At 72.7% G+C, this 20413-nt stretch carries 19 protein-coding genes and 1 CRISPR repeat array (1 of these 20 cut by a window edge); of the genes, 8 read left to right on the top strand and 11 right to left on the bottom strand.

Annotated elements, in window-relative coordinates; genetic code table 11:
* Positions 1-79: 79 nt before the first annotated feature.
* The 6 genes from prcA to arc form a co-directional block, all read right to left on the bottom strand.
* Positions 80-904 carry a proteasome subunit alpha gene (gene prcA / locus AB0G13_RS14210; protein ID WP_357873639.1) on the bottom strand — a complete coding sequence of 275 codons (825 nt, stop codon included), beginning with the start codon at positions 902-904 and terminating at the stop codon, positions 80-82.
* A 61-nt stretch (positions 905-965) separates the two neighbouring features.
* On the bottom strand, positions 966-1805 hold the full coding sequence (prcB, locus tag AB0G13_RS14205) for a proteasome subunit beta (protein ID WP_192581475.1): 840 nt from the start codon (positions 1803-1805) through the stop codon (positions 966-968).
* Positions 1724-2341 (bottom strand): endonuclease domain-containing protein, encoded by a 618-nt coding sequence (locus AB0G13_RS14200; protein WP_357873636.1) that lies wholly within the window; start codon positions 2339-2341, stop codon positions 1724-1726. Before AB0G13_RS14200 ends, prcB begins: the two co-directional genes overlap by 82 nt.
* A 57-nt stretch (positions 2342-2398) precedes the next feature.
* Positions 2399-2614 carry a ubiquitin-like protein Pup gene (locus tag AB0G13_RS14195; RefSeq protein ID WP_088993750.1) on the bottom strand — a complete coding sequence of 72 codons (216 nt, stop codon included), beginning with the start codon at positions 2612-2614 and terminating at the stop codon, positions 2399-2401.
* Between the two features lie 105 nt (positions 2615-2719).
* On the bottom strand, positions 2720-4237 hold the full coding sequence (dop, locus tag AB0G13_RS14190) for a depupylase/deamidase Dop (protein WP_357873633.1): 1518 nt from the start codon (positions 4235-4237) through the stop codon (positions 2720-2722).
* A 165-nt stretch (positions 4238-4402) separates the two neighbouring features.
* Positions 4403-6184: a proteasome ATPase gene (gene arc / locus AB0G13_RS14185; protein ID WP_357873630.1), complete on the bottom strand. Its 1782-nt coding sequence runs from the start codon at positions 6182-6184 to the stop codon at positions 4403-4405.
* 177 nt (positions 6185-6361) lie between these two features.
* On the opposite strand from arc, the gene AB0G13_RS14180 reads away from it, so the two are divergent.
* A complete protein-coding gene (locus AB0G13_RS14180) occupies positions 6362-6658 on the top strand; it encodes a ferredoxin (RefSeq protein ID WP_091106683.1) in 297 nt (98 codons plus the stop codon).
* A 130-nt stretch (positions 6659-6788) separates the two neighbouring features.
* Here AB0G13_RS14180 and AB0G13_RS14175 read toward each other — a convergent pair whose 3' ends face one another.
* The 3 genes from AB0G13_RS14175 to AB0G13_RS14165 form a co-directional block, all read right to left on the bottom strand.
* On the bottom strand, positions 6789-7361 hold the full coding sequence (locus AB0G13_RS14175) for a hypothetical protein (RefSeq protein WP_357873627.1): 573 nt from the start codon (positions 7359-7361) through the stop codon (positions 6789-6791).
* Positions 7362-7442: 81 nt separating this feature from the next.
* Complete coding sequence (locus tag AB0G13_RS14170; protein WP_357873642.1) at positions 7443-8408, bottom strand: tRNA (adenine-N1)-methyltransferase; 966 nt, start codon at positions 8406-8408, stop codon at positions 7443-7445.
* Between the two features lie 41 nt (positions 8409-8449).
* Complete coding sequence (locus AB0G13_RS14165) at positions 8450-9604, bottom strand: site-2 protease family protein (protein WP_357873624.1); 1155 nt, start codon at positions 9602-9604, stop codon at positions 8450-8452.
* A gap of 81 nt (positions 9605-9685) precedes the next feature.
* On the opposite strand from AB0G13_RS14165, the gene AB0G13_RS14160 reads away from it, so the two are divergent.
* From AB0G13_RS14160 to AB0G13_RS14130, 7 genes are all read left to right on the top strand, one after another.
* The gene (locus tag AB0G13_RS14160) at positions 9686-10597 is read left to right on the top strand and encodes a RecB family exonuclease (RefSeq protein ID WP_357873622.1); all 912 of its coding nucleotides are present in this window, start codon (positions 9686-9688) and stop codon (positions 10595-10597) included.
* A gap of 251 nt (positions 10598-10848) precedes the next feature.
* Positions 10849-12045, top strand: a complete 1197-nt coding sequence (locus AB0G13_RS14155) for a sensor histidine kinase (protein ID WP_357873619.1) — start codon at positions 10849-10851, stop codon at positions 12043-12045.
* Positions 12046-12124: 79 nt separating this feature from the next.
* Positions 12125-12703: an IS607 family transposase gene (locus AB0G13_RS14150; RefSeq protein ID WP_357873616.1), complete on the top strand. Its 579-nt coding sequence runs from the start codon at positions 12125-12127 to the stop codon at positions 12701-12703.
* Positions 12700-14079 (top strand): IS607 family element RNA-guided endonuclease TnpB, encoded by a 1380-nt coding sequence (gene tnpB / locus AB0G13_RS14145; protein WP_357873613.1) that lies wholly within the window; start codon positions 12700-12702, stop codon positions 14077-14079. Before AB0G13_RS14150 ends, tnpB begins: the two co-directional genes overlap by 4 nt.
* A gap of 16 nt (positions 14080-14095) precedes the next feature.
* Positions 14096-14785: a response regulator transcription factor gene (locus AB0G13_RS14140; RefSeq protein WP_357873611.1), complete on the top strand. Its 690-nt coding sequence runs from the start codon at positions 14096-14098 to the stop codon at positions 14783-14785.
* A gap of 331 nt (positions 14786-15116) precedes the next feature.
* Positions 15117-15884, top strand: coding sequence for an ABC transporter ATP-binding protein (locus tag AB0G13_RS14135; protein ID WP_357580203.1), 768 nt, complete (start codon positions 15117-15119; stop codon positions 15882-15884).
* The gene (locus tag AB0G13_RS14130; RefSeq protein ID WP_357873608.1) at positions 15884-18433 is read left to right on the top strand and encodes an FtsX-like permease family protein; all 2550 of its coding nucleotides are present in this window, start codon (positions 15884-15886) and stop codon (positions 18431-18433) included. The genes AB0G13_RS14135 and AB0G13_RS14130 overlap by 1 nt, the downstream gene beginning before the upstream one ends.
* A 49-nt stretch (positions 18434-18482) precedes the next feature.
* Here AB0G13_RS14130 and AB0G13_RS14125 read toward each other — a convergent pair whose 3' ends face one another.
* Both AB0G13_RS14125 and AB0G13_RS14120 read right to left on the bottom strand, forming a co-directional pair.
* A complete protein-coding gene (locus tag AB0G13_RS14125) occupies positions 18483-19133 on the bottom strand; it encodes an HAD family phosphatase (RefSeq protein ID WP_357873605.1) in 651 nt (216 codons plus the stop codon).
* A gap of 293 nt (positions 19134-19426) precedes the next feature.
* Positions 19427-19696, bottom strand: coding sequence for a hypothetical protein (locus AB0G13_RS14120; protein ID WP_357873602.1), 270 nt, complete (start codon positions 19694-19696; stop codon positions 19427-19429).
* A 16-nt stretch (positions 19697-19712) separates the two neighbouring features.
* Positions 19713-20413: a CRISPR direct-repeat array (repeat unit 28 nt; unit sequence GGAAGACCCCCGCGCGTGCGGGGACGAG) (it continues 602 nt past the right edge of the window).

Here is a 20413-nt window from a genome sequence, read left to right as displayed (position 1 = left end):
CCCGCGCCCCCCCCCCCCCCGGGGCGGGGGGGCCGCGGCGCCGCGCCGCCCCCCCCCCCCCCGCCCGGGACGTGCTGCGCTACGCCTCGGGGGTCTCCTGACCCTCCAGGTCCGCCGAGCCGGCCGACGTGGTGGGCTTCTTCGCCTCCTCGGTCGGCGAGGTCGGCGCCTCGGGGCGGGCCGACACCGGCTCCTCGGCGGCCTTGTCGCCGTCGAGCAGCGCGGTCAACGCGGCCCCGGTGATGCGGCGGAACGTGCGCCCCACCCGGCGCCGGTCCAGGACCGCCACCTCCAACTGGTTGGCGGCGATGGTCCGGGAGGCGCCGCCCTCTCCCCCGACGCTGCTCAGCGCCTGCATCGCGACCTTCACCGCCTCACCCAGCGACATGTCCGGGCGGTGGTGCGACTTCAGCACGCCGGTGATCGCCTCGGCCTGCCCACCCATCGCCATCCGGCCCGGCTCGTCGTTGACGGAGCCGTCGTAGGTGAGCCGGTAGAGCTCGTCGTCCTCGGCGGTGGTGCCGACCTCGGCCACGCAGATCTCCACCTCGAACGGCTTCGACTGCTCGGTGAAGATGGCACCCAGGGTCTGCGCGAACGCGTTCGCCAGGGCCCGGCCGGTGACGTCGCGCCGGTCGTAGCTCAGGCCGTTGAGGTCGGCCATCCGCACGCCGGCGCGGCGCAGGTTCTCGAACTCGTTGTAGCGGCCGACGGCGGCGAAGCCGATCCGGTCGTAGATCTCACTGACCTTGTGCAGGGCGCTGGAGAGGTTCTCGGCGACGAAGAGCACCCCACCCTCGTAGCTCAGGACCACCGCGCTGCGGCCCCGGGCGATGCCCTTGCGGGCCAGCTCGGAGCGGTCGCGCATGATCTGCTCGGGCGAGGCGTAGAACTGCATGGCCACGGCGGCGGTTCTCCTTAGGGCGCTGTGCTGACGGCTGCTGACTGGTGCGGGCGGGAGCGGATCAACCGCCCGGGTTCTCCATCCGGCCGGAGACCACGCTCTCGGCGATCGCCGACATCTCCTCGTCGGTGAGCCGGTGGGTGCCCTCCGCCGTCGCCGTCATGACCACCGGGTAGATCCGCCGGATCAGGTCCGGGCCGCCCGTCGCGGTGTCGTCGTCGGCCGCGTCGTAGAGCGCCTCGACCGCGAGCCGGACCGCCTCGTCGATGGAGAGCCCCGGCTGGAAGCGCTTCTTCAGCGCCGACCGGGCGAAGAGCGAGCCGGAGCCGATCGCGTCGTAGCCGGTCTCCTCGTAGGGGCCGCCGGTGACGTCGAAGCTGAAGATGCGCCCGGCCCGCGCCGGGTCCTTCGCGGCCAGGTCGTAGCCGGCGAAGAGCGGGATCACCGCGAGCCCCTGCATCGCGGCGCCCAGGTTGCCGCGGATCATCGAGGCGAGCCGGTTGGCCTTGCCGTCGAGCGAGAGCATCGCGCCCTCGATCTTCTCGTAGTGCTCCAGCTCCACCTGGAACAGTCGCATCAGCTCGATGCCGATCCCCGCCGTGCCGGCGATGCCGACCAGGGAGTACGCGTCGGCCGGGTGCACCTTCTCGATGTCGCGCTGGGCGATCAGGTTGCCCATGGTGGCCCGCCGGTCGCCGGCCATCACGACGCCGCCGGCGGCCGAGATGGCCACGATGGTCGTCGCGTGTGGCGCCATGTCGGCGGCCATACCCGGCGGCAGTGGCCGGCGGCCGGGCAGCATCTCGGGGGCCACCTTGCTCAGGAACGAGGTGAAGGAGGACGTCCCCGCGTTGGTGAACACATCTGGTAGACGCCCGGATGGATCAAAACCCGCTGCCACGTGGTTCCTCTCAGATATGTGATCGCCCCGGCCAGCCGCGACTGATCGTCACGGAACTGGCCGAGACCACCGTTGCAGTTGAAGCACAATATCCCGCGCACCCACCCGGTGCGATGGTCGTGGTCCAGATGTTGCGGGTCCGCGCCACCACAGATGGCGCAGACCCCGCCCTGCTCGGCCAGGAGTTCCTGGAACTCCTTCTCCCCGACGCCGTAGCGCCGCCGCAGGTGGTACTCGCGCGTGCCGCCGTACAGGCGCTGAGCGGTCTCCCTGCCACGTGCGTTGTGGCAGGGCTTGCAGTAGCTGTGCCGGCCGCTGCTCTTGGTGGTGCGCGGAAACTCGTCGACCGGCTTGACCTGGTCGCAGTCCGGGCACCACTTGAGCCCTTCGCCGACCGGGGTGGCCGACCGCTTCTGCGGCCCGATGCCACGCCTGCGGCGGCTCGCCGTCGAGCGAGCCGCCGCACACGACTTGCAGTAGTAGGCGAGCCCGTCCGCCCGTCGCCGGTTGCGGTGGAACTCGGCGGCGGGCAGCAATCGGTCACACTGGGGGCATACCTTGCCCGACGCTTGAGGCGAATCGGGCATACAGTATCACTCCCCCCCTTTCTGGACATAGCCGCGCACGAATTCCTCGGCGTTCTCCTCGAGGACGGAGTCGATCTCGTCGAGCAGGTCGTCGACGTCCTCGGTGATCTCGGCGTGCCGCTCCGCCACCTCCGGGTTCGCCTCGGTGGTGACGTCCTCGATCTCCTCGCCCTGACGCGACTTGCCCGACTGCGACTGCCCGCCGCTGTCACGAGTGGCCATTGCTGCCTCCTCCACGATCGCCCTGCGATCAACTTACCTCGCGGAGGCGACGAAAAGCCCGCCGCGCGCCGGCTTCGGCGCACGGCGGGAATCCGTCGACGACGGTCAGCCGCCGGTGAGGGTCTCCAACAGGTCCTTCGCGCTGGGGCAGCGGTCGAAGAGCGCGCCCACGTGCTTGCGGGTGCCGCGCTCCGGCTCCATCATCGGCACCCGCACCAGCGACTCCCGGCCGACGTCGAAGATGACCGAGTCCCAGCTGGCCGCCACCACCTCGGAGGCGTACTGGGCCAGGCAGCGGCCGCGGAAGTAGGCCCGGGTGTCCTCCGGCGGCTCGGTCATCGCGGTACGGGTCTGCTCGTCGTCGAGCAGCGTCTTCATCGCGCCCCGGGAGACCAGCCGGTGGTAGAGGCCCTTCTCCGGGCGCACGTCGGAGTACTGGAGGTCGACCAGCTGGAGCTTGTGCGAGCCCCAGCCGAGCTGCTCCCGCTCCCGGTAGCCCTCCAGCAGCCGCAGCTTGGCCACCCAGTCCAGCTCGTCGGCGCAGAGCATGACGTCACGGCCCAGCCGGTCCAGCACGCGCTCCCAGCGGGCGAGCACGTCAAGGGTCTGCTCGTCGGCGTCGGTGCCGTAGCGGTCGTCCACGAAGGACCGGACCCGCTCGTAGTAGGCCCACTGCACGTCCAGGGCGGTCAGCCGCCGCCCGTCGCGCAGCCGCATGCGGTGCGACAGGGACGGGTCGTGGCTGACGGCGCGCAGCTCGCTGACCGGGTCGGCGATGCCGAGGTCGGCGCCGAGCGCCTTCTCCTCGATCATCGTGAGGATCAGCGCCGTCGTGCCGACCTTGAGGTACGTGGAGATCTCCGACAGGTTCGCGTCGCCGATGATGACGTGCAGCCGGCGGTACTTGTCGGCGTCGGCGTGCGGCTCGTCGCGGGTGTTGATGATCGGACGCTTGAGGGTGGTCTCCAGGCCGACCTCGACCTCGAAGAAGTCCGCACGCTGGGAGATCTGGAAGCCGCTCTGCCCGCCGTCCTGGCCGATGCCGACCCGGCCGGCGCCGCAGACGATCTGCCGGGTCACGAAGAACGGCGTCAGGTACGCGACGATGTCGGCGAACGGCGTCTGGCGGCGCATCAGGTAGTTCTCGTGCGAGCCGTAGCTGGCGCCCTTGTTGTCGGTGTTGTTCTTGTAGAGGTGGATCGGCTGGGTGCCGGGGATGGTGGCGGCGCGGCGGGCCGCCTCGGCCATCACCCGCTCCCCCGCCTTGTCCCAGCGCACCACGTCCAGCGGGTTGGTCACCTCGGGGGTGGAGTATTCCGGGTGGGCGTGGTCGACGTAGAGCCTCGCCCCGTTGGTGAGTATCACGTTGGCCAGCCCGAGGTCCTCGTCGGCGAGTGCCTCGGCCGGGTCGTACGCGGCGCCGGAGTAGGTGAAGCCGCGCGCGTCCCGCAGCGGCGACTCCTCCTCGTAGTCCCAGCGGGCGCGGCCGCCCCGGTTGAGTTCCGGACGCGCCCCGTAGGCGTTGACCACCTGGGAGGAGGTGACCATGGGGTTGGCCCCGGCCTGGCCGGGAACGGAGATGCCGTACTCGACCTCGGTGCCCATGATCCGTCTTACGCTCATCGACCTACCCGCTTCGCTCGCCCGACCCGGTCCCCCGTCACGTCGAGCGTAGTCGGCCGCGCGACGGAAGGGGGCGCGGCAGACCGGGCGACGGGGGCGCAGGGCTGGGCACGGACGGGACGGGGCCCGCGACGCGACGCGTCGCGGGCCCCGTGCGGGTGTCCGTCAGAGGTACTGGCCGGTGTTGCTGGCGGTCTCGATGGACCGGCCGGCCTCCGCGCCCTTGCCGCCGGAGACGAGCGTGCGGATGTAGACGATCCGCTCACCCTTCTTGCCGGAGATGCGGGCCCAGTCGTCGGGGTTGGTGGTGTTGGGCAGGTCCTCGTTCTCCCGGAACTCGTCGACGCAGGCGTCGAGGAGGTGCTGCAGGCGCAGGCCCTTGCGTCCGGAGGTGAGGAACTCCTTGATGGCCATCTTCTTGCCCCGGTCGACGATGTTCTGGATCATCGCGCCGGAGTTGAAGTCCTTGAAGTAGAGGACTTCCTTGTCGCCGTTGGCGTAGGTGACCTCGAGGAAGCGGTTCTCCTCGGTCTCCGAGTACATCCGCAGCACGACCGCGTCGATCATCGCCGCGACGGTGGCCTGGGGGTCGCCGCCGTGCTCGGCCAGGTCGTCCGGGTGCAGGGGCAGCCCGGAGAGGATGTACTTGGAGAAGATGTCCTTCGCCGCCTCGGCGTCCGGCCGCTCGATCTTGATCTTCACGTCGAGTCGGCCGGGGCGCAGGATCGCCGGGTCGATCATGTCTTCCCGGTTGGAGGCGCCGATGACGATGACGTTCTCCAGCCCCTCGACACCATCGATCTCGCTGAGCAGCTGCGGGACGATGGTGTTCTCCACGTCGGAGGAGACGCCGGAGCCGCGGGTCCGGAAGATCGAGTCCATCTCGTCGAAGAACACGATGACCGGGGTGCCCTCGCCGGCTTTCTCGCGGGCCCGCTGGAAGATCAGCCGGATGTGCCGCTCGGTCTCGCCGACGTACTTGTTGAGCAGCTCCGGGCCCTTGATGTTGAGGAAGAAGCTGGTGTGCTTCTCCTTGCCCTCCCGCTCGGCGATCTTCTTCGCCAGCGAGTTGGCCACCGCCTTGGCGATCAGCGTCTTGCCGCAGCCGGGCGGACCGTAGAGCAGGATGCCCTTCGGCGGGCGGAGCTGGTGCTCGCGGAACAGGTCGGCGTGCAGGAAGGGCAGTTCCACCGCGTCGCGGATCTGCTCGATCTGCGAGTGGAGGCCACCGATGTCGGTGTAGTCGACGTCGGGCACCTCCTCCAGGACCAGTTCCTCGACCTCGCTCTTCGGGATCCGCTCGTACGCGTACGCCGAGCGGGGCTCGATCATGAGCGAGTCGCCGGCCCGGATCGGCGAACCGATCAGGGTCTCGGCGAGGTGCACGATGCGCTCCTCGTCGGAGTGCGAGACCACCAGGGCCCGGTCGCCCGGGCTGCCGTCGGGACCCGCGAGGATCTCCTTTAGCATCGCCACCTCACCGACCCGCTCGAAACCGAACGCGTCGACGATGTTGAGCGCGTCGTTGAGCAGGACCTCCTGGCCGCGCCGCAGCTCGGCGACGTCCAGCGAGGGTGAGACGGCGACGCGGAGCTTGCGTCCGCCGGTGAAGACGTCCACCGTGCCGTCGTCGTGTCGCGCGAGGAAGACGCCGTAACCACTCGGCGGTTGCGCGAGGCGGTCGATCTCCTCCTTGAGCGTCACGATCTGCGCGCGAGCCTCCTTGAGGGTGCTCACGAGCCGGTCGTTGTTCTCGGTCAGCCGCGCCAACTGTGCCTGGGTGGCCGCCAGCCGCTCTTCGAGCTGCCGGACGTGTCGGGGGCTTTCGGTCAACTTGCGCCGCACCAGAGCGAGTTCCTCTTGAAGGAACGCGACCTGCGTGGAGAGATCGTGGGCCTCCTTCTCCCACCGTGCGGCGCGCGAGTCCGCGTCGTCGCTGCGTGCCACGTCCCACCTCCCCGGGGGGCTTGAACGTTCTGCCCTAACACTAGCCGCTATGAGGCCGATTCGGTCCCACGCAACGCGCTCGTCACCGAACCTTGATCGCGAAGGGTGGCCCGGGGGGCCGGTCCGGGCGTTCGGGTACCGTCGGGGCGTGGGACGGGAGAACATGGGGGGTACACCGTGGCGGAGGTCGTGACGGACCAGTTGCAGGTCTGGGTTGACCAGGATCTCTGCACGGGCGACGGGCTCTGCGTGCAGTACGCGCCCGAGGTCTTCGAGTTCGACGTTGACGGGCTCGCGTACGTCAAGGGCCCCGACGGTGAGCTGCGGCTGGCGCCGGGCAGCCGGGTCGACGTGCCGGAGCACCTGCGCCTCGAGGTGATCGACTCGGCGAAGGAGTGCCCGGGCGAGTGCATCCACGTGGTGCGCGGCAGCGACGGCGTCGAGGTGGCCGGCCCGGAGGCCGAGGAGGACTGACGGCCCGGTCCTCCCGCGTCGTCGGGCGCGGGAGGACGACCCGGCCGTGCGAGCCCGGGCGTTGCGAGCCCGGGCGTACGGCTCAGGGCCCGGCCGGGCCGGCGCACCGCTCAGAGCAGGGCGCACCCGCTCAGAGCATCGGGCGGCCGACCACCGAGGCGACCAGGCGGGCGAACTCCTCCAGGCGGGCGATCTGGCCGGCGCCGCCGTCGTCGAGGGTCTTGCCGAAGCGCAGCGCGTCGTGTCGGGGCGCGCCCACCGCCTCGTCGCTGGGCGGCGCCTCGTCCAGCGAGGTGAGCAGCAGGTAGACGTCGATGCTGTCGACCCGGATCCCGCCGTCGTCGTCGCGGGTCAGCCGGCGCCGGCAGCCGACCTCGGTCACCGTGGAGACCGGCACCACCCGCAGCGACGAGGTCATCGACCCCGGTGGCCCCTCCCCCGGCGGCACGTCCTCGCCGTGCCAGAGGACGAGGCGGCTGCCGTCGCAGACCACGACCTCCTGCCACACCCCGTTGACCTCGTTGACGAAGCGTTCCAGGGTGAAGCCGAGCACCGACGCGCCGCGCAGCACCCCGCCGAGCGCCTCGAGCGCGACGTCGGGGTCCCGCAGGTACGCCCGGGCCGCCGACTCGAGGTCCTGGTAGGGCGACCAGTCCGGGAACACCGCCGGCAGGTCACCCCCGCCGAAGCCGGGCCGGCTCATGCCACCTCCCCGTGCCCGGCCCGCCGGCACGCGCCGGCGGGCGGGATCCGTCCGTTCACTACTCGTCGCCCCGCCGCGCCGTCACGGCCGTTCCGTGTCCTCGGCCGCCGTCTGCTGCGCCGAGGCGGCGGCCGCCTGCCTGGCGGCCTCGGCCTCGCGCAGCGCCTGGCGGCGTTCGGCGTACGCCTCGGCGCCCTTGCTGGGCTTACGGCGCCGCGGCGGTGCGGTGACGCCGGGGGCGAGCTTACGCGCGGAGACCAGGAACGCCGTGTGCGCGATCATGCGGTGGTCCGGTCGCACGGCCAGGCCCTCGGCGTGCCAGTCGCGCACCAGCGACTCCCAGGCCCGCGGCTCGGTCCAGCCGCCGCGCTCGCGCAGCGCCTCGACCAGTTCGGACAGCTGGGGGGTGGTGGCGACGTAGCCGATGAACACGCCGCCGGGCACCAGGGCCCGCTCGACCATGTCGAGGGTCTCCCACGGGGTGAGCATGTCGAGGATGATCCGGTCGAAGCCGGTCTCGGTGCAGCCGGCGACGTCGCCGACGTGCAGGTGCCAGGCCGGATGCGGCCCGTTGAAGAACGCCTCGACGTTGCGTCGGGCGATCTGGGCGAAGTCGTCGCGCACCTCGAACGAGTGCAGCTCGCCCTCGGTGCCGACCGCGCGCAGCAGCGAGCAGGACAGCGCGCCGGAGCCGGCGCCAGCCTCCAGGACCTTGGCGCCGGGGAAGATGTCGCCCATGGCGACGATCTGGGCGGAGTCCTTCGGATAGATCACCTGGGCGCCGCGTGGCATGGAGAGCACGTAGTCCGACAGCAGCGGGCGCAGGGCCAGGAACGCGGTGCCGCCGCCGGTGGTGGTGACCACGCTGCCGTCCGGCAGGCCGATCAGCGCGTCGTGCTCCAGGATGCCGCGGTGGGTGTGGAACGCCTTGCCCGGCTCCAGGGTGACCGTGTGCATCCGCCCCTTGGGGTCGGTCAGCTGCACCCGGTCGCCGGGCCGGAACGGGCCGCGGTGCACGGGAGGCAGCGCCGGGGTGTCGGCGGGCACCGGGGTGCCCGGGTCGGCCGGGGCGGCGGGGGGAGTTGCGGTCACGTGTTCATCTTCCGTTGAGGTTCGAGGAGCTGAGCCAGATCCGCGATGTGCAGAATGCCCACGACATCTTCGCCTGAGGTCACCACGTACTGCGCGCCCGGGTGGGTCTGCACGGTCTCCATCACGCGTTCCCCGTCGAGCCCGACCGGCATCGCGGGCAGGTTGGCCAGGGAGCGGGCGACCGCGTCGACGGCCAGCCACGGGCGGCGTTCCACGGGCACGGCCTCCGCCGCCGCCGGGTCGACCAGGGCGACCGGCCGGCCGGCGGTGTCGGTGACCAGGAGAGCCGCGCCCGGGGTGCTCCCGTCGGCGCGGCGGCGGTGCGCCTCGGCCAGCGGCGTGCCGGTGGGCACGGCGAGCACGGGCCGGGCCAGCCGGGACAGGTCGATCAGCGGGAAGCGGCGGCTGATCCGGGCCATCCGGATCGACTGCCCGGCGCCGCGCCACAGGGTGAACGCGACGAGCAGCATCAGCGGCAGCGCCAGCGGCGCCAGGTCGCGGGTGAGGGTGAGCAGGGCGACCAGCGCGGCGGTGCCGACGGCGACGGCGCGTCCCACCCAGCCGGCGACCTCGGTGCCGCGGTGCCGGTCGCCGGTCAGCGCCCAGACCGCCGCCCGCAGCGCCCGGCCGCCGTCGAGCGGCAGCCCGGGCAGGATGTTGAACAGCGCGACGATGACGTTGCTCACGGCCAGCTGGAAGGCGAGCTGGTTGGCCAGGGTGCGGTCGGGCAGGGCGAGGGTGGCGGCGACGGCGAGCACGCCGAGCACGGCGGAGACGGCGGGGCCGGCGAGCGACACCAGCAGGTCGACGCGGGGCGTCGGGGCGTCCCGGTCCATCTCGGTGTAGCCGCCGAGCAGCTCCAGGGTGATCCCGCGCACACCGATGCCGTAGCGGCGGGCGGTGAGGGCGTGGCCGAGCTCGTGCAGGAGCACCGAGCCGAGCAGGGAGACCACGAAGCCGAAGCCGATCAGGTAGCCGGCGAGCTGGGACAGGTCGAGCTGGCGGCGGGCGAATTCCGCGTACAGCACCGTGACCAGCAGGGTGAGCAGCACCATCGAGCCGTTGAGGTGCAGCGGCACCCCGAACACCCGGCCCACGGTCAGGCCGGTCCGCGCGTCGGGCCGGCGGCGCGGTCGCCTCGTCTGCTCCATCGGATCGATGCTACGCGGCGGGGATCATGCGCCGGTGCGGCGACGGCGGTGGTGTCACACCGGTGCCCTAACCTTCCGGGCATGACGGCGGAACCGGTGACCACGCAGCATTCCTCGACCCCGGCCGAGGTCCCGGCGACGGTGCGGGCCTCGCTGTCGCCGTCGCGGGCGGCGGATTTCAAGACCTGTCCGCTGCTCTACCGGTTCCGCAGCATCGACCGGCTGCCCGAGCGGCCGACCGTCGAGCAGGCCCGGGGCACGCTGGTGCACGCGGTGCTGGAGCGGCTGTTCGACCTGCCGGCCGCCGGGCGCACCCCGACGGCGGCGGGCGACCTGGTGGCCCCGCAGTGGGACCGACTGGTCACCGAGCAGCCGGAGCTGGCGACGCTGTTCGCCGACGGCGACTCCCCGGCCGCGGCCGAGTTCCTCCGCTCCGCCGCCGGGCTGCTGGAGGGTTACTTCGCGGTGGAGGACCCGCGCCGGCTGGAGCCGGCCGAGCGGGAGAGCCTGATCTCGGCGGTGGTCGACGAGGAGCTGCTGATCCGGGGCTACGTCGACCGGCTCGACGTGGCGCCCGACGGGGCGCTGCGGGTGGTCGACTACAAGACCGGCGGCGCGCCGCGGGAGGCGTTCGAGGCCCGGGCGTTGTTCCAGCTCAAGTTCTACGCGCTGGTGCTCTGGCGCACCCGGGGCGTGGTGCCCCGGGTGCTGCGGCTGCTCTACCTCAAGGACTCGGAGGTCTGCGACTACGCCCCGGACGCCGACGAGCTGCTGCGCTTCGAGCGCACGGTGGTGGCGTTGTGGCGGGCGATCGAGCAGGCGACCGCCCAGCAGGATTTCCGCCCCCGGCCGAGCCGGCTCTGCGACTGGTGCAGCCACCAGGCGCTCTGCCCGACCTTCGGGGGCACCCCGCCGCCGTTCCCGACGCAGGCGGCGCCGGATCCGCTGCGTGACGCCCGGTCCCGCCCGACGCCCCCCGGCGCCGACGAGTGACCCGGTGGCTCCACCCGGCCGGCCGCCGCACGGTCGGCTACCGGCCAGGGCTTCGGCCCCGGCTCCAGCTCGCCCGGCCCCGGCTAGCGCCGGCCCCGGCTCCGGCCCGCCCCGGCTCCGGCTTCCGTCCTCCCAGCCCCGGCTAGGGCATCAGCCCCCCGGTGAGGATGAGCGGGTCTCCTCCTGAGGGAGGAGGGCTGGCTCACCACCGGCGACGATCAATCGGGCGCGACGGCGGATAGCGTCGCGGTATGACTTCGGGTCCCCGGGCGTGGCTGCGCCGCCACCCCCTCGCCGCGGACGCGCTCCTCGCCGGTGGGCTCGTCGTGGCGGAGGTGGTGCTCACCGCGCTGACTCCCCGCGAGTACTGGCCGGGGCGCCTGCTGGCGGCGTTGGGCTGGAGCGTGGTCTGCGCCGTGCCCGTGGCGTGGCGGCGGGTGGCGCCGTGGGCCGCAGTCGGGATGGCGGTGGCGACGCTCGCGGTACCCCTCCTGCTCGGTCCCGCGCCGACCACGCAGGGCATGACCTTCATGGTGCTCACCTACACGGCGGCCGCCGCCGGGCCGTGGCGGACGGCGGCCGTGGCGGCGCTGGTGCTGTGGGTGCCGGTCGGCGTCACCAGCGTCCTCGCGCCGCGGCCCGACGAGATGCTGGCGAACGTCGGCTCCGCCTACCTCGTGCTGAACAACCTGCTGGTCGGGGCGGTGTCGTACTCGGTGGGACGCGCCGTGCACGCCCGTCGGGCCTCCACCGAGGCGCTGCGGGAGCGGGCCCGGGCGGCCGAGGAGAACCAGCGCTCGCTGGCCGAGCGGGCGGTCGCCGACGAGCGCCGGCGCATCGCCCGCGAGCTGCACGACGTGGTCGCGCACCACGTCAGCGTGATGGGGGTGCTGGCCACGGGGGCCCGGCGCGTACTGCCGAAGGACCCGGGGGCGGCCGACGGGGCGATCGCCACCATCGAGGAGACCAGCCGGGCGACGCTGCGGGAGATGCGCCGCCTGCTCGACGTGCTGCGTACCGACGCCGAGCCGGCCGCCGACCTGGCCCCGCAGCCGGGACTCGCCGGCATCGAGGCGCTGGTGGAGCAGGTGCGCGACGCCGGCCTGCCGGTGACCCTGCGGGTCGAGGGCACGCCGGGGGCGCTGGAGGAGGGGGTGGCGCTGACCCTCTACCGGATCACCCAGGAGGCGCTGACCAACACGCTCAAGCACGCCGGCGGGGCCACCGCCCAGGTGCTGCTGAGCTTCGACGGGGGCACGGTCGACGTGGAGATCGTCGACACCGGGCGCGGCCCCCGGCCCGACGGCGACCGGATCGGGCACGGCCTGGTCGGGATGCGGGAGCGGGTCGCCCTCTACGGTGGTGTCCTGCGCACAGGGGCTCGCCCGGGCGGGGGGTTCCGGGTGTCGGCGAGGATCCCGGTGGACCCCCGGGGCGCGGCGGCGTGAGCGGAAATCGGGACGGGGGGTAGTAAGCTGCTGACTTACTAATCGGCTTTAGTGCTCATTGGTCTTCTGGAGTGACGGTGTGAATTTGAAGGAGTGGGCAGCGGCTACCGGGATCTCGTACGCGACCGCGCGTCGGCGCTACGAATCCGGCACGCTGCCCGTTCCCACGTATCGGCTCGGCCGCCTGATCATGGTTGGGGAACCGGTCACCGGTGTTGCCGCCGCTGTGGAGCAGGTTGTGGTGTACGCCCGCGTTTCGTCGGCAGACCAGGAGCCGGACCTGGACCGGCAGGTTGCCCGGGTCACCACCTGGGCAACCGGTCAGCGCCTCGCCGTGGACCGGGTGGTGACCGAGGTCGGATCCGCGCTCAATGGCCGCCGCGAGAAGTTCCTCGCGTTGCTGCGCGACCCGGCCGTGTCGACCATCGTGGTAGAGCACCGCGACCGGTTCGCCAGGTTTGGCGCCGAGTATGTCGAGGCCGCGCTGTCCGCGCAGGGCCGTCGACTGCTGGTGGTCGATCCGGCCGAGGTTGACGACGACCTCGTGCGCGACGTGACCGAGATTCTAACGTCGCTGTGCGCCCGCCTGTACGGGCGGCGTGCTGCCGCGAACCGGGCCCGCCGGGGCGTCGAGGCGGTCACCGAGGCTTCCGAGTGAAGACGATCCAGGCGAACCGGTTCGCCCTCGACCTCACGCCGGGACAGGAGCGCGACGTGTACGCGCACGCCGGCGCGGCCCGCGTCGCGCACAACTGGGCGTTGGCCCGGGTCAAAGCGGTTATGGACCAGCGGGCGGCAGAACGAACTTACGGCGTGCCGGACAAACTGCTGACGCCGTCGCTGTCGTGGTCGCTCGCCGCGCTGCGCAGAGCGTGGAACACAGCGAAGGCCGAGGTGGCGCCGTGGTGGACGGAGGTGTCCAAGGAGGCGTTCAATACCGGCCTGGATGCCCTGGCCCGCGGATTGAAGAACTGGGCCGACTCCCGCAGCGGGAAACGGGCCGGACGGTCGGTCCGGTTTCCGCGTTTCAAGTCCCGCCGCCGCACCACACCGTCCGTGCGGTTTACGACAGGTGCGATCCGTGTCGAGCCGGACCGGATGCACGTGGTGCTGCCGCGGCTGGGCCGGTTGAAGCTGCACGAGTCGGCCCGCAAGCTCGCCCGCCGCCTCGACAACGGCACGGCGCGAGTCATGTCGGCGACCGTGCGTCGTAACGGTGGCCGCTGGTACGTCGCGTTTACGGTCGAGGTTGAGCGCGCCGAGCGGGTACCGGCCCGGCCGGACTCCGTGGTCGGTGTGGACGTCGGCATCAAGCACCTGGCGGTGCTGTCCACCGGCGAGCTGGTCGACAACCCGCGCCACCTAGGCACCGCACAGACCCGGCTGCGGGCTCTGGGGCGGACACTGTCTCGTAAGGCCGGCCCGGACCGGCGAACCGGGCGACGCCCGTCGAAGCGCTGGGAACGCGCGGCGGCACGGCTCGGCCGCGCACATGCCCGGGTGGCGAACCTGCGCCGCGACGGCCTGCACAAGCTCACCACCCGAGTCGCCCGCGAGTACGGCACCCTCGTGGTGGAAGACCTCAACGTGGCTGGCATGCTCCGCAACCGGCGGCTGGCCCGGCACATCGCCGACGCCGGGTTCGCCGAACTGCGGCGGCATCTGGCCTACAAGACCGAATGGAACGGCGGCCGTCTGCTCGTGGCCGACCGCTGGCATCCGTCCTCGAAGACCTGCTCAGGCTGTGGCGCGGCGAAAGCCAAGCTGGCCCTGTCCGAGCGCGAATACCACTGTGAGGCGTGCGGCCTGGTCATGGATCGGGACCGCAACGCCGCACTGAACCTGGCCGCTCTCGCGGCCGAGTTCGACACCGCCGGGAGTGGCCCGGTGGCAGGACGTGGAGCCGACCAGAAGACCCGCATACGCGGGCAGGTGGCCGTGAAGCGTCAACCCGGCACGGCATCCGCCGATCAGACCGGGACCGTCCCACCGCAAGGTAGGACTACCGGCCGTGTGCTCACTAAAGAGCACTGAAAGGTAACGGAATCAGGTGACCGACGCGACGACGGTGCCGGCACGGCCGGTGCGCATCCTGCTCGCCGACGACCAGCCGCTGCTGCGTACCGGCTTCCGGATGGTGCTGGGCACGGAGGACGACCTGGACATCGTGGCCGAGGCCGCCGACGGCCTGGAGGCCGTGGAGCTGTCCCGCCGGCTGCTGCCCGACGTGGTGCTGATGGACATCCGGATGCCGCGGATGGACGGGGTCGCCGCGACCCGCGCGATCGTCGACGCCCGGCTGCCGGTGCGGGTGCTGATCCTGACCACCTTCGACCTGGACGAGTACGTGGTGGGGGCGCTGCGGGCCGGGGCGAGCGGCTTCCTGGCCAAGGACGTGCCGGCCGACGACCTGGTGGCCGCGATCCGCACGGTGGCCGCCGGGGACGCGGTGGTGGCGCCGCGGATCCTGCGGCGCCTGCTGGACCGGTTCGCCGACGCGCTGCCCGACCCCGCGGCCGCGCCGCCCCGGGCGCTGAGCGCGCTGACCGAGCGGGAGCGGGAGGTGCTCGTGCACGTGGCCCGGGGGCTGTCCAACGCCGAGATCGCCCGGGCGTTGTCGGTCAGCGAGACCACCATCAAGACCCACGTCGGGCACGTGCTGACCAAGCTGGGGCTGCGCGACCGGGTGCAGGCCGTGGTGCTGGCGTACGAGTCGGGTCTGGTCCGCCCGCGGGCGTAGCGCCTCGTCGCCGACGGCGTACCGCCGGATGCGCCGCGGCACGACGGCGCGGTTGTCGCCGTCACCTACCGTGACCGCAGACGGCGCGGCGTGGTTGACCCTGACGCGGCGTCACTGTGCAGGATCGGTCCCGGCCGGTGGGGAAGCCCTCGGCCGACCGCCGACTCAGGGGCAACCCTGAGTCGGCCCTGGGGGGCACCCGCAGCGCGAAATCCGCCATGGCTCCGCCCGGAGTCGGACGGACCGGGGCCGGCGGGCACAGATGATGGGACTGCCGCGCCGGACCAGCGGGGGCGGCGCGGACCGAAGACAGACGGAAGAGGTAGATGACGTGACCGCGACGGTAGGCCAGCAGGCGCAGGCCGCGGCCCGGGCGAACGACGTGTGGAAGGTGTACGGCAGCGGCGAGGCGCAGGTCGTCGCGCTGCGGGGGGTCAGCGCGGAGTTCGAGCGGGGCCGGTTCACGGCAATCATGGGGCCCTCGGGCTCGGGCAAGTCGACGTTGATGCACTGCCTCGCGGGCCTGGACTCGGTGACCCGTGGCACGGTGTCGATCGGCGACACGAAGGTCACCGGTCTGGGTGACGCGGGCCTGACGAAGCTGCGCCGGGACAAGGTCGGCTTCATCTTCCAGCAGTTCAACCTGCTGCCGACGCTGACGGCCAAGGAGAACATCCTGCTGCCGCTGTCGATCGCCGGGCGCAAGCCGGATCCGGCCTGGTACGACACGGTGATCGCCACGGTCGGGCTGCGGGACCGGCTGGACCACCGGCCGGCGCAGCTCTCCGGCGGCCAGCAGCAGCGGGTGGCCTGCGCCCGCGCGCTGGTCGCCCGGCCCGAGGTGATCTTCGCCGACGAGCCGACCGGCAACCTGGACTCGCGGGCGGGCGCGGAGGTGCTGAACTTCCTGCGCAACTCGGTACGCGAGCACGGGCAGACCATCGTGATGGTCACCCACGACCCGACCGCCGCCGCGTACGCCGACCGGGTGGTCTTCCTCGCCGACGGGCAGATCGTCTCGGAGCTGATCGAGCCGACCGCCGACACGGTGCTGGACACCATGAAGAAGCTGGACACCCCCGCCGAGGTGGCGCGCTGATGTTCCGCGCGACCCTCAAGAGTCTGCTGGCCCGCAAGGTCCGGCTGATCCTCTCCGGCCTGGCCGTGGTGCTGGGCGTCATGTTCGTCTCCGGCGCGTTCGTGCTCACCGACACCCTCGGCCGCTCGTTCGACGCGGTCTTCGCCGACGCGTACGAGGGCGTGGACGTCAACGTCGCCGGCAAGCCGAAGATCGACGTCGGCGAGACGGAGGGCATGCAGGTGGCCCCGCCGGTGCCGGCGGCCACCCTGGACAAGGTCCGGGCGGTGCCCGGCGTGGCCGAGGCCACCGGCGTGGTCGGCGTCGACGGGGCGCGGCTGATCGGCAGCAACGGCAAGGTGGTCGCCTCGTTCGGTCCGCCCCAGCTGGGCGAGAACTGGACCGGCGAGAACGACCTGGTGCAGCTGCGCGAGGGGCGGGCCCCGCAGTCCGACGACGAGATCGTCGTCAACAAGGCGCTCGCGGCGGCCGGCAAGGTGAAGGTCGGCGACCGGGTCGGCGTGCTGACCCTCCAGCCCAAGCAGGAGTTCACCATCGTCGGCGTGTTCGGCTACAGCGGCGGCCGGGACTCCATCGGGGGCGCCAACGAGATCATGTTCACCACGCCGGTCGCGCAGCGGTTGATGCTCGGCGCGCCGGACACCTTCAGCAACATCTCGATCACCGCCGCCGACGGGGTGTCGGACGCGGCGCTGCGCGACGCCGTGGCGGCGGCGGTGGGCGCCGACTTCGAGGTCAAGACCGGTGCGCAGCTCTCCGAGGACGCGGCGGCCGGCATGAAGGAGGCGCTGTCCTTCTTCAACCGGATTTTGCTCGGCTTCGCGGCGGTGGCGCTGCTGGTGGGCACCTTCCTGATCCTCAACACCTTCTCGATCATCGTGGCACAGCGCACCCGGGAACTGGCGCTGATGCGCGCGGTCGGGGCCAGCGGCCGGCAGATCATCGGGTCGGTGGTGCTGGAGGCCGTCGCGGTGGGGCTGGTCGCCTCGGTGCTCGGCCTCGGCGCGGGCATCGGCATCGGCGCGCTGCTGGCGTACCTGTTCAGCACGTTCGCCGGCGGGCTGAGCCTGGCGGGGGTCGGCGTGCCGCTGTCCGCCGTGATCGGCGCGTTCGGCGTCGGCCTCGTGATCACCGTGGTGGCGGCGCTGCTGCCGGCGCTGCGGGCGTCGCGGATCCCGCCGATCGCGGCGATGCAGGACGTGGCCACCCCCGACCGTCCGCTGACCAAGGTCACCGTGGCCGGCGCGATCGTCACCGCGGTGGGCGGCACGCTGCTGGCCCTGGGGCTCACCGGCAACGCCGGGGGCAACACCCTGGCCACCATCCTCGGCGGGGTGCTGTTCGCCTTCATCGGCGTGGCCCTGCTGACGCCGCTGATCAGCCGGCCGGTGGTGAGCCTGCTCGGCGCGGTCTTCGCCTGGTCGGTGCCGGGCAGGCTGGGCCGGCTCAACTCCGGGCGCAACCCGCGCCGCACCGCCATCACCGCCGCCGCGCTGATGGTCGGCATCGCCCTGGTCACCGGGGTGACGGTGATCCTGGACTCGGCGAAGAGCAGCATCGGCGGGCTCGCCCAGGACAGCCTGAAGGCGGAACTGGTGATCGCCGGGGCGCAGAGCGGCCCACGGCCGCCGAGCTTCGACCCGGCGGTGCTGGAGAAGGTCGCCGCGATCCCCGGCGTGCGCCTGGCCGACGGCGAGTACGGCGACATGGCGATGGTCGGCGGCGAGCGCACCTGGGTGGCGGCGAGCAGCGACGTCGCCGCGGTGCGGCAGATCTTCGGGGCCGAGCCCACCGCCGGCGACATCGACCGGCTGGCGCCGGACGGGATGCTGGTCAGCTCGGACACCGCGACGGCCCGCGGCCTCTCCGTGGGGTCGAAGGTGCCGGTGCAGACGTCCCGGGGCGAGGCGCGGACCTACACCGTGACCGGCATCTACGCCAGTTCCCAGCTGACCAACCCGGTGGTGCTGCCGGCGGAGGCGGCGCGCGGCTTCGCCATCCCGCAGCCGATCCAGGGCTTCGTGCAGCTGGCGCCGGGCACCCGGGTGGCCGACGTGCAGCCGCAGATCGAGGCGCTGCTGGCCGACTCCCCCGAGGTGTCGGTGGCCGACCGGGAGGCGTTCGTCGAGCAGCAGACCGGTCAGCTGGACGGGCTGCTCACGATGATCCAGATCCTGCTGGCGCTGGCCATCGTGATCGCCGTGCTCGGCATCGTCAACACCCTGGCGCTGTCGGTGCTGGAGCGCACCCGGGAGCTGGGGCTGCTGCGGGCCATCGGCCTGCGCCGGGCGCAGACGATGCGGATGATCACCGTGGAGGCGGTGGTGATCTCGGTGTTCGGCGCGCTGCTCGGCGTCGTCGTCGGCGCCGGCCTCGGCGCGGCCGTGGTCGAGGCGCTGCGGGACGAGGGGATCACCGACCTGGTGCTGCCCTGGACCCAGATGGGGATCTTCCTCGGCCTCGCCGCGATCGTCGGGGTGGTCGCGGCGGCGCTGCCGGCGGTCCGGGCCGCGCGGATCAACGTGCTCGGCGCCATCGCCCACGACTGATCCCGACGCACGACGAGGGGCCCCGCCGGTCGGCGGGGCCCCTCGCCCGTCAGGCGTCGGGCGGCGCGCCGAGCAGGGCGGCCAGCAGCTCCAGGTCCGCGCCGGTCAGGCTCTCCACCTGATGTACGCCGTCCAGCGGCCCGATCGGCACCTCCGCCGGTACGGCCAGCACCGCCGCGCCGGCGGCGAGCGCGCTGGCCACCCCCGTCGGCGAGTCCTCGATCGCCACGCAGCGGGCGATCGGCACGCCGAGCAGCCGGGCGGCGGTCAGGTACGGCTCCGGGTGCGGCTTGGCCGCGTCGACCTCGTCGCCGCAGACGACCGCGTCGAAGCTGTCCCGCCCGAGGGTGTCCAGCGCCACCTCCACCAGGGGCCGGCCGCTGGAGGTCACCAGCGCCGTCGGGATGCCCGACGCGCGGACGGCCCGCAGCAGGTTCAGGGCGCCGGGACGCCAGCGCAACCCGGTGCGGAACAGCTCCAGGATCCGGGCGTTGATCCACGCCGCGCTGGCCTCGGGGTCGCGCCCCGGCTGACCCAGGTCGTCGTGCAGGATGCGCATCGAGGCGGCCATGCTGGTGCCGACCATCGCCCTGCGGGCGGGGTCGGAGAGGGTGCCGCCGTACTCCGCCGCCAGCTCGCGCAGCGCGACGTCCCACAGCTTCTCACTGTCGACCAGGGTGCCGTCCATGTCGAAGAGCACGGCGGCGGGGTGATGGCTGTTCAGCGGGTCCTCCCTCGGGATGCGTACCCGGGGATCCTCTCAGCCGGCGCGCCGCCGGCGCGCCCAGGTGCCGCGGGGGTGACCTGGCCGACGGGTTGCGCGCGGGCGCGAGACTCGGGGGCAGCCGGCCGCCGTCACGACGGCCCTCCCCCGGAGGTCGCCATGCGCGTCCGATCCCTGGTCTCCCGGTGCACCGTGGTCCTGCTCGCCGCCGCCGTCGCGATCTGGCTGGCGGGGCCGGCCGCCGCGGCGAGCCTGCCGCTGGAGCGGTGCTACGACCTGGAGACTCCCCAGCACGCCGACGAGCGGGAGTGGTTCGCGCCGGGCAACGTGCACACCGCGTGGCCGACGCCGGTGGGCATGGTCGACCGGGACGTGTTCCGGGTGTCCGCCCTGGGCCGGGTCCGCATCGACCACTGGGGCACCCAGAAGTCGATCGCCGGCGAGCTGCCGCTGGCCGGCAGCGGCTGGCCCGCGCCGGACGCCCCCCGGTACGCGCTGATCGCGAAGGTGACCTCGGGTTCCATGCTGGTGCTGCGCACCGACTCCTCGCTGCTCGGAAGACCCCCGCGCGTGCGGGGGCGAGACGAGTCCCTTCGTCCAGTCGGTCACCGGCGGCGGAAGACCTCCGCGCGTGCGGGGACGAGACTCAGTGGCCGGATACAACGCAACGGGGTCGGGGAAGACCCCCCGCGCGTGCGGGGACGAGGCCTCTACGTGCCCGAGGAGTACCTGACCTCGCGGACGACCCCGCGCGTGCGGGGACGAGCCGGTCGCCACAGGGTGCTTCGCCTCGTAGACCGGAAGACCCCCGCGCGTGCGGGGACGAGTTGGCGTAGCAGAACCGGCGCGCCGGGGACACCGGAAGACCCCCGCGCGTGCGGGGACGAGAGGATAGAGCGCGTCAAGAGGATCGCCCTGGACGGAAGACCCCCGCGCGTGCGGGGACGAGGCCGGCCCGAAATCGACGTTGGGCTTTCCGTCCGGAAGACCCCCGCGCGTGCGGGGACGAGCCCAGGTCTTCGCGCATCTGGGCGAGGATCGCCGGAAGACCCCCGCGCGTGCGGGGACGAGGGACTGGGCGAGTTCGCGGAGCACCAGCAAGGAGGAAGACCCCCGCGTGCGTGGACGAGACGACCAGTCCGCCGGCCCCCCTTGCAGCGGCGGAAGACCCCCGCGCGTGCGGAGACGAGCGGTCCGTGGCCCTGGCGGGCGGGGCCTCGGCGGAAGACCCCCGCGCGTGCGGGGACGAGCGAGCG

This window comes from Micromonospora sp. NPDC023633, assembly GCF_040640035.1.
Classification (GTDB): Bacteria; Actinomycetota; Actinomycetes; order Mycobacteriales; family Micromonosporaceae; genus Micromonospora.
The sequence above is the reverse complement of the archived record's forward strand: the minus strand, read 5'-3'. Positions and strand labels throughout refer to the sequence as shown.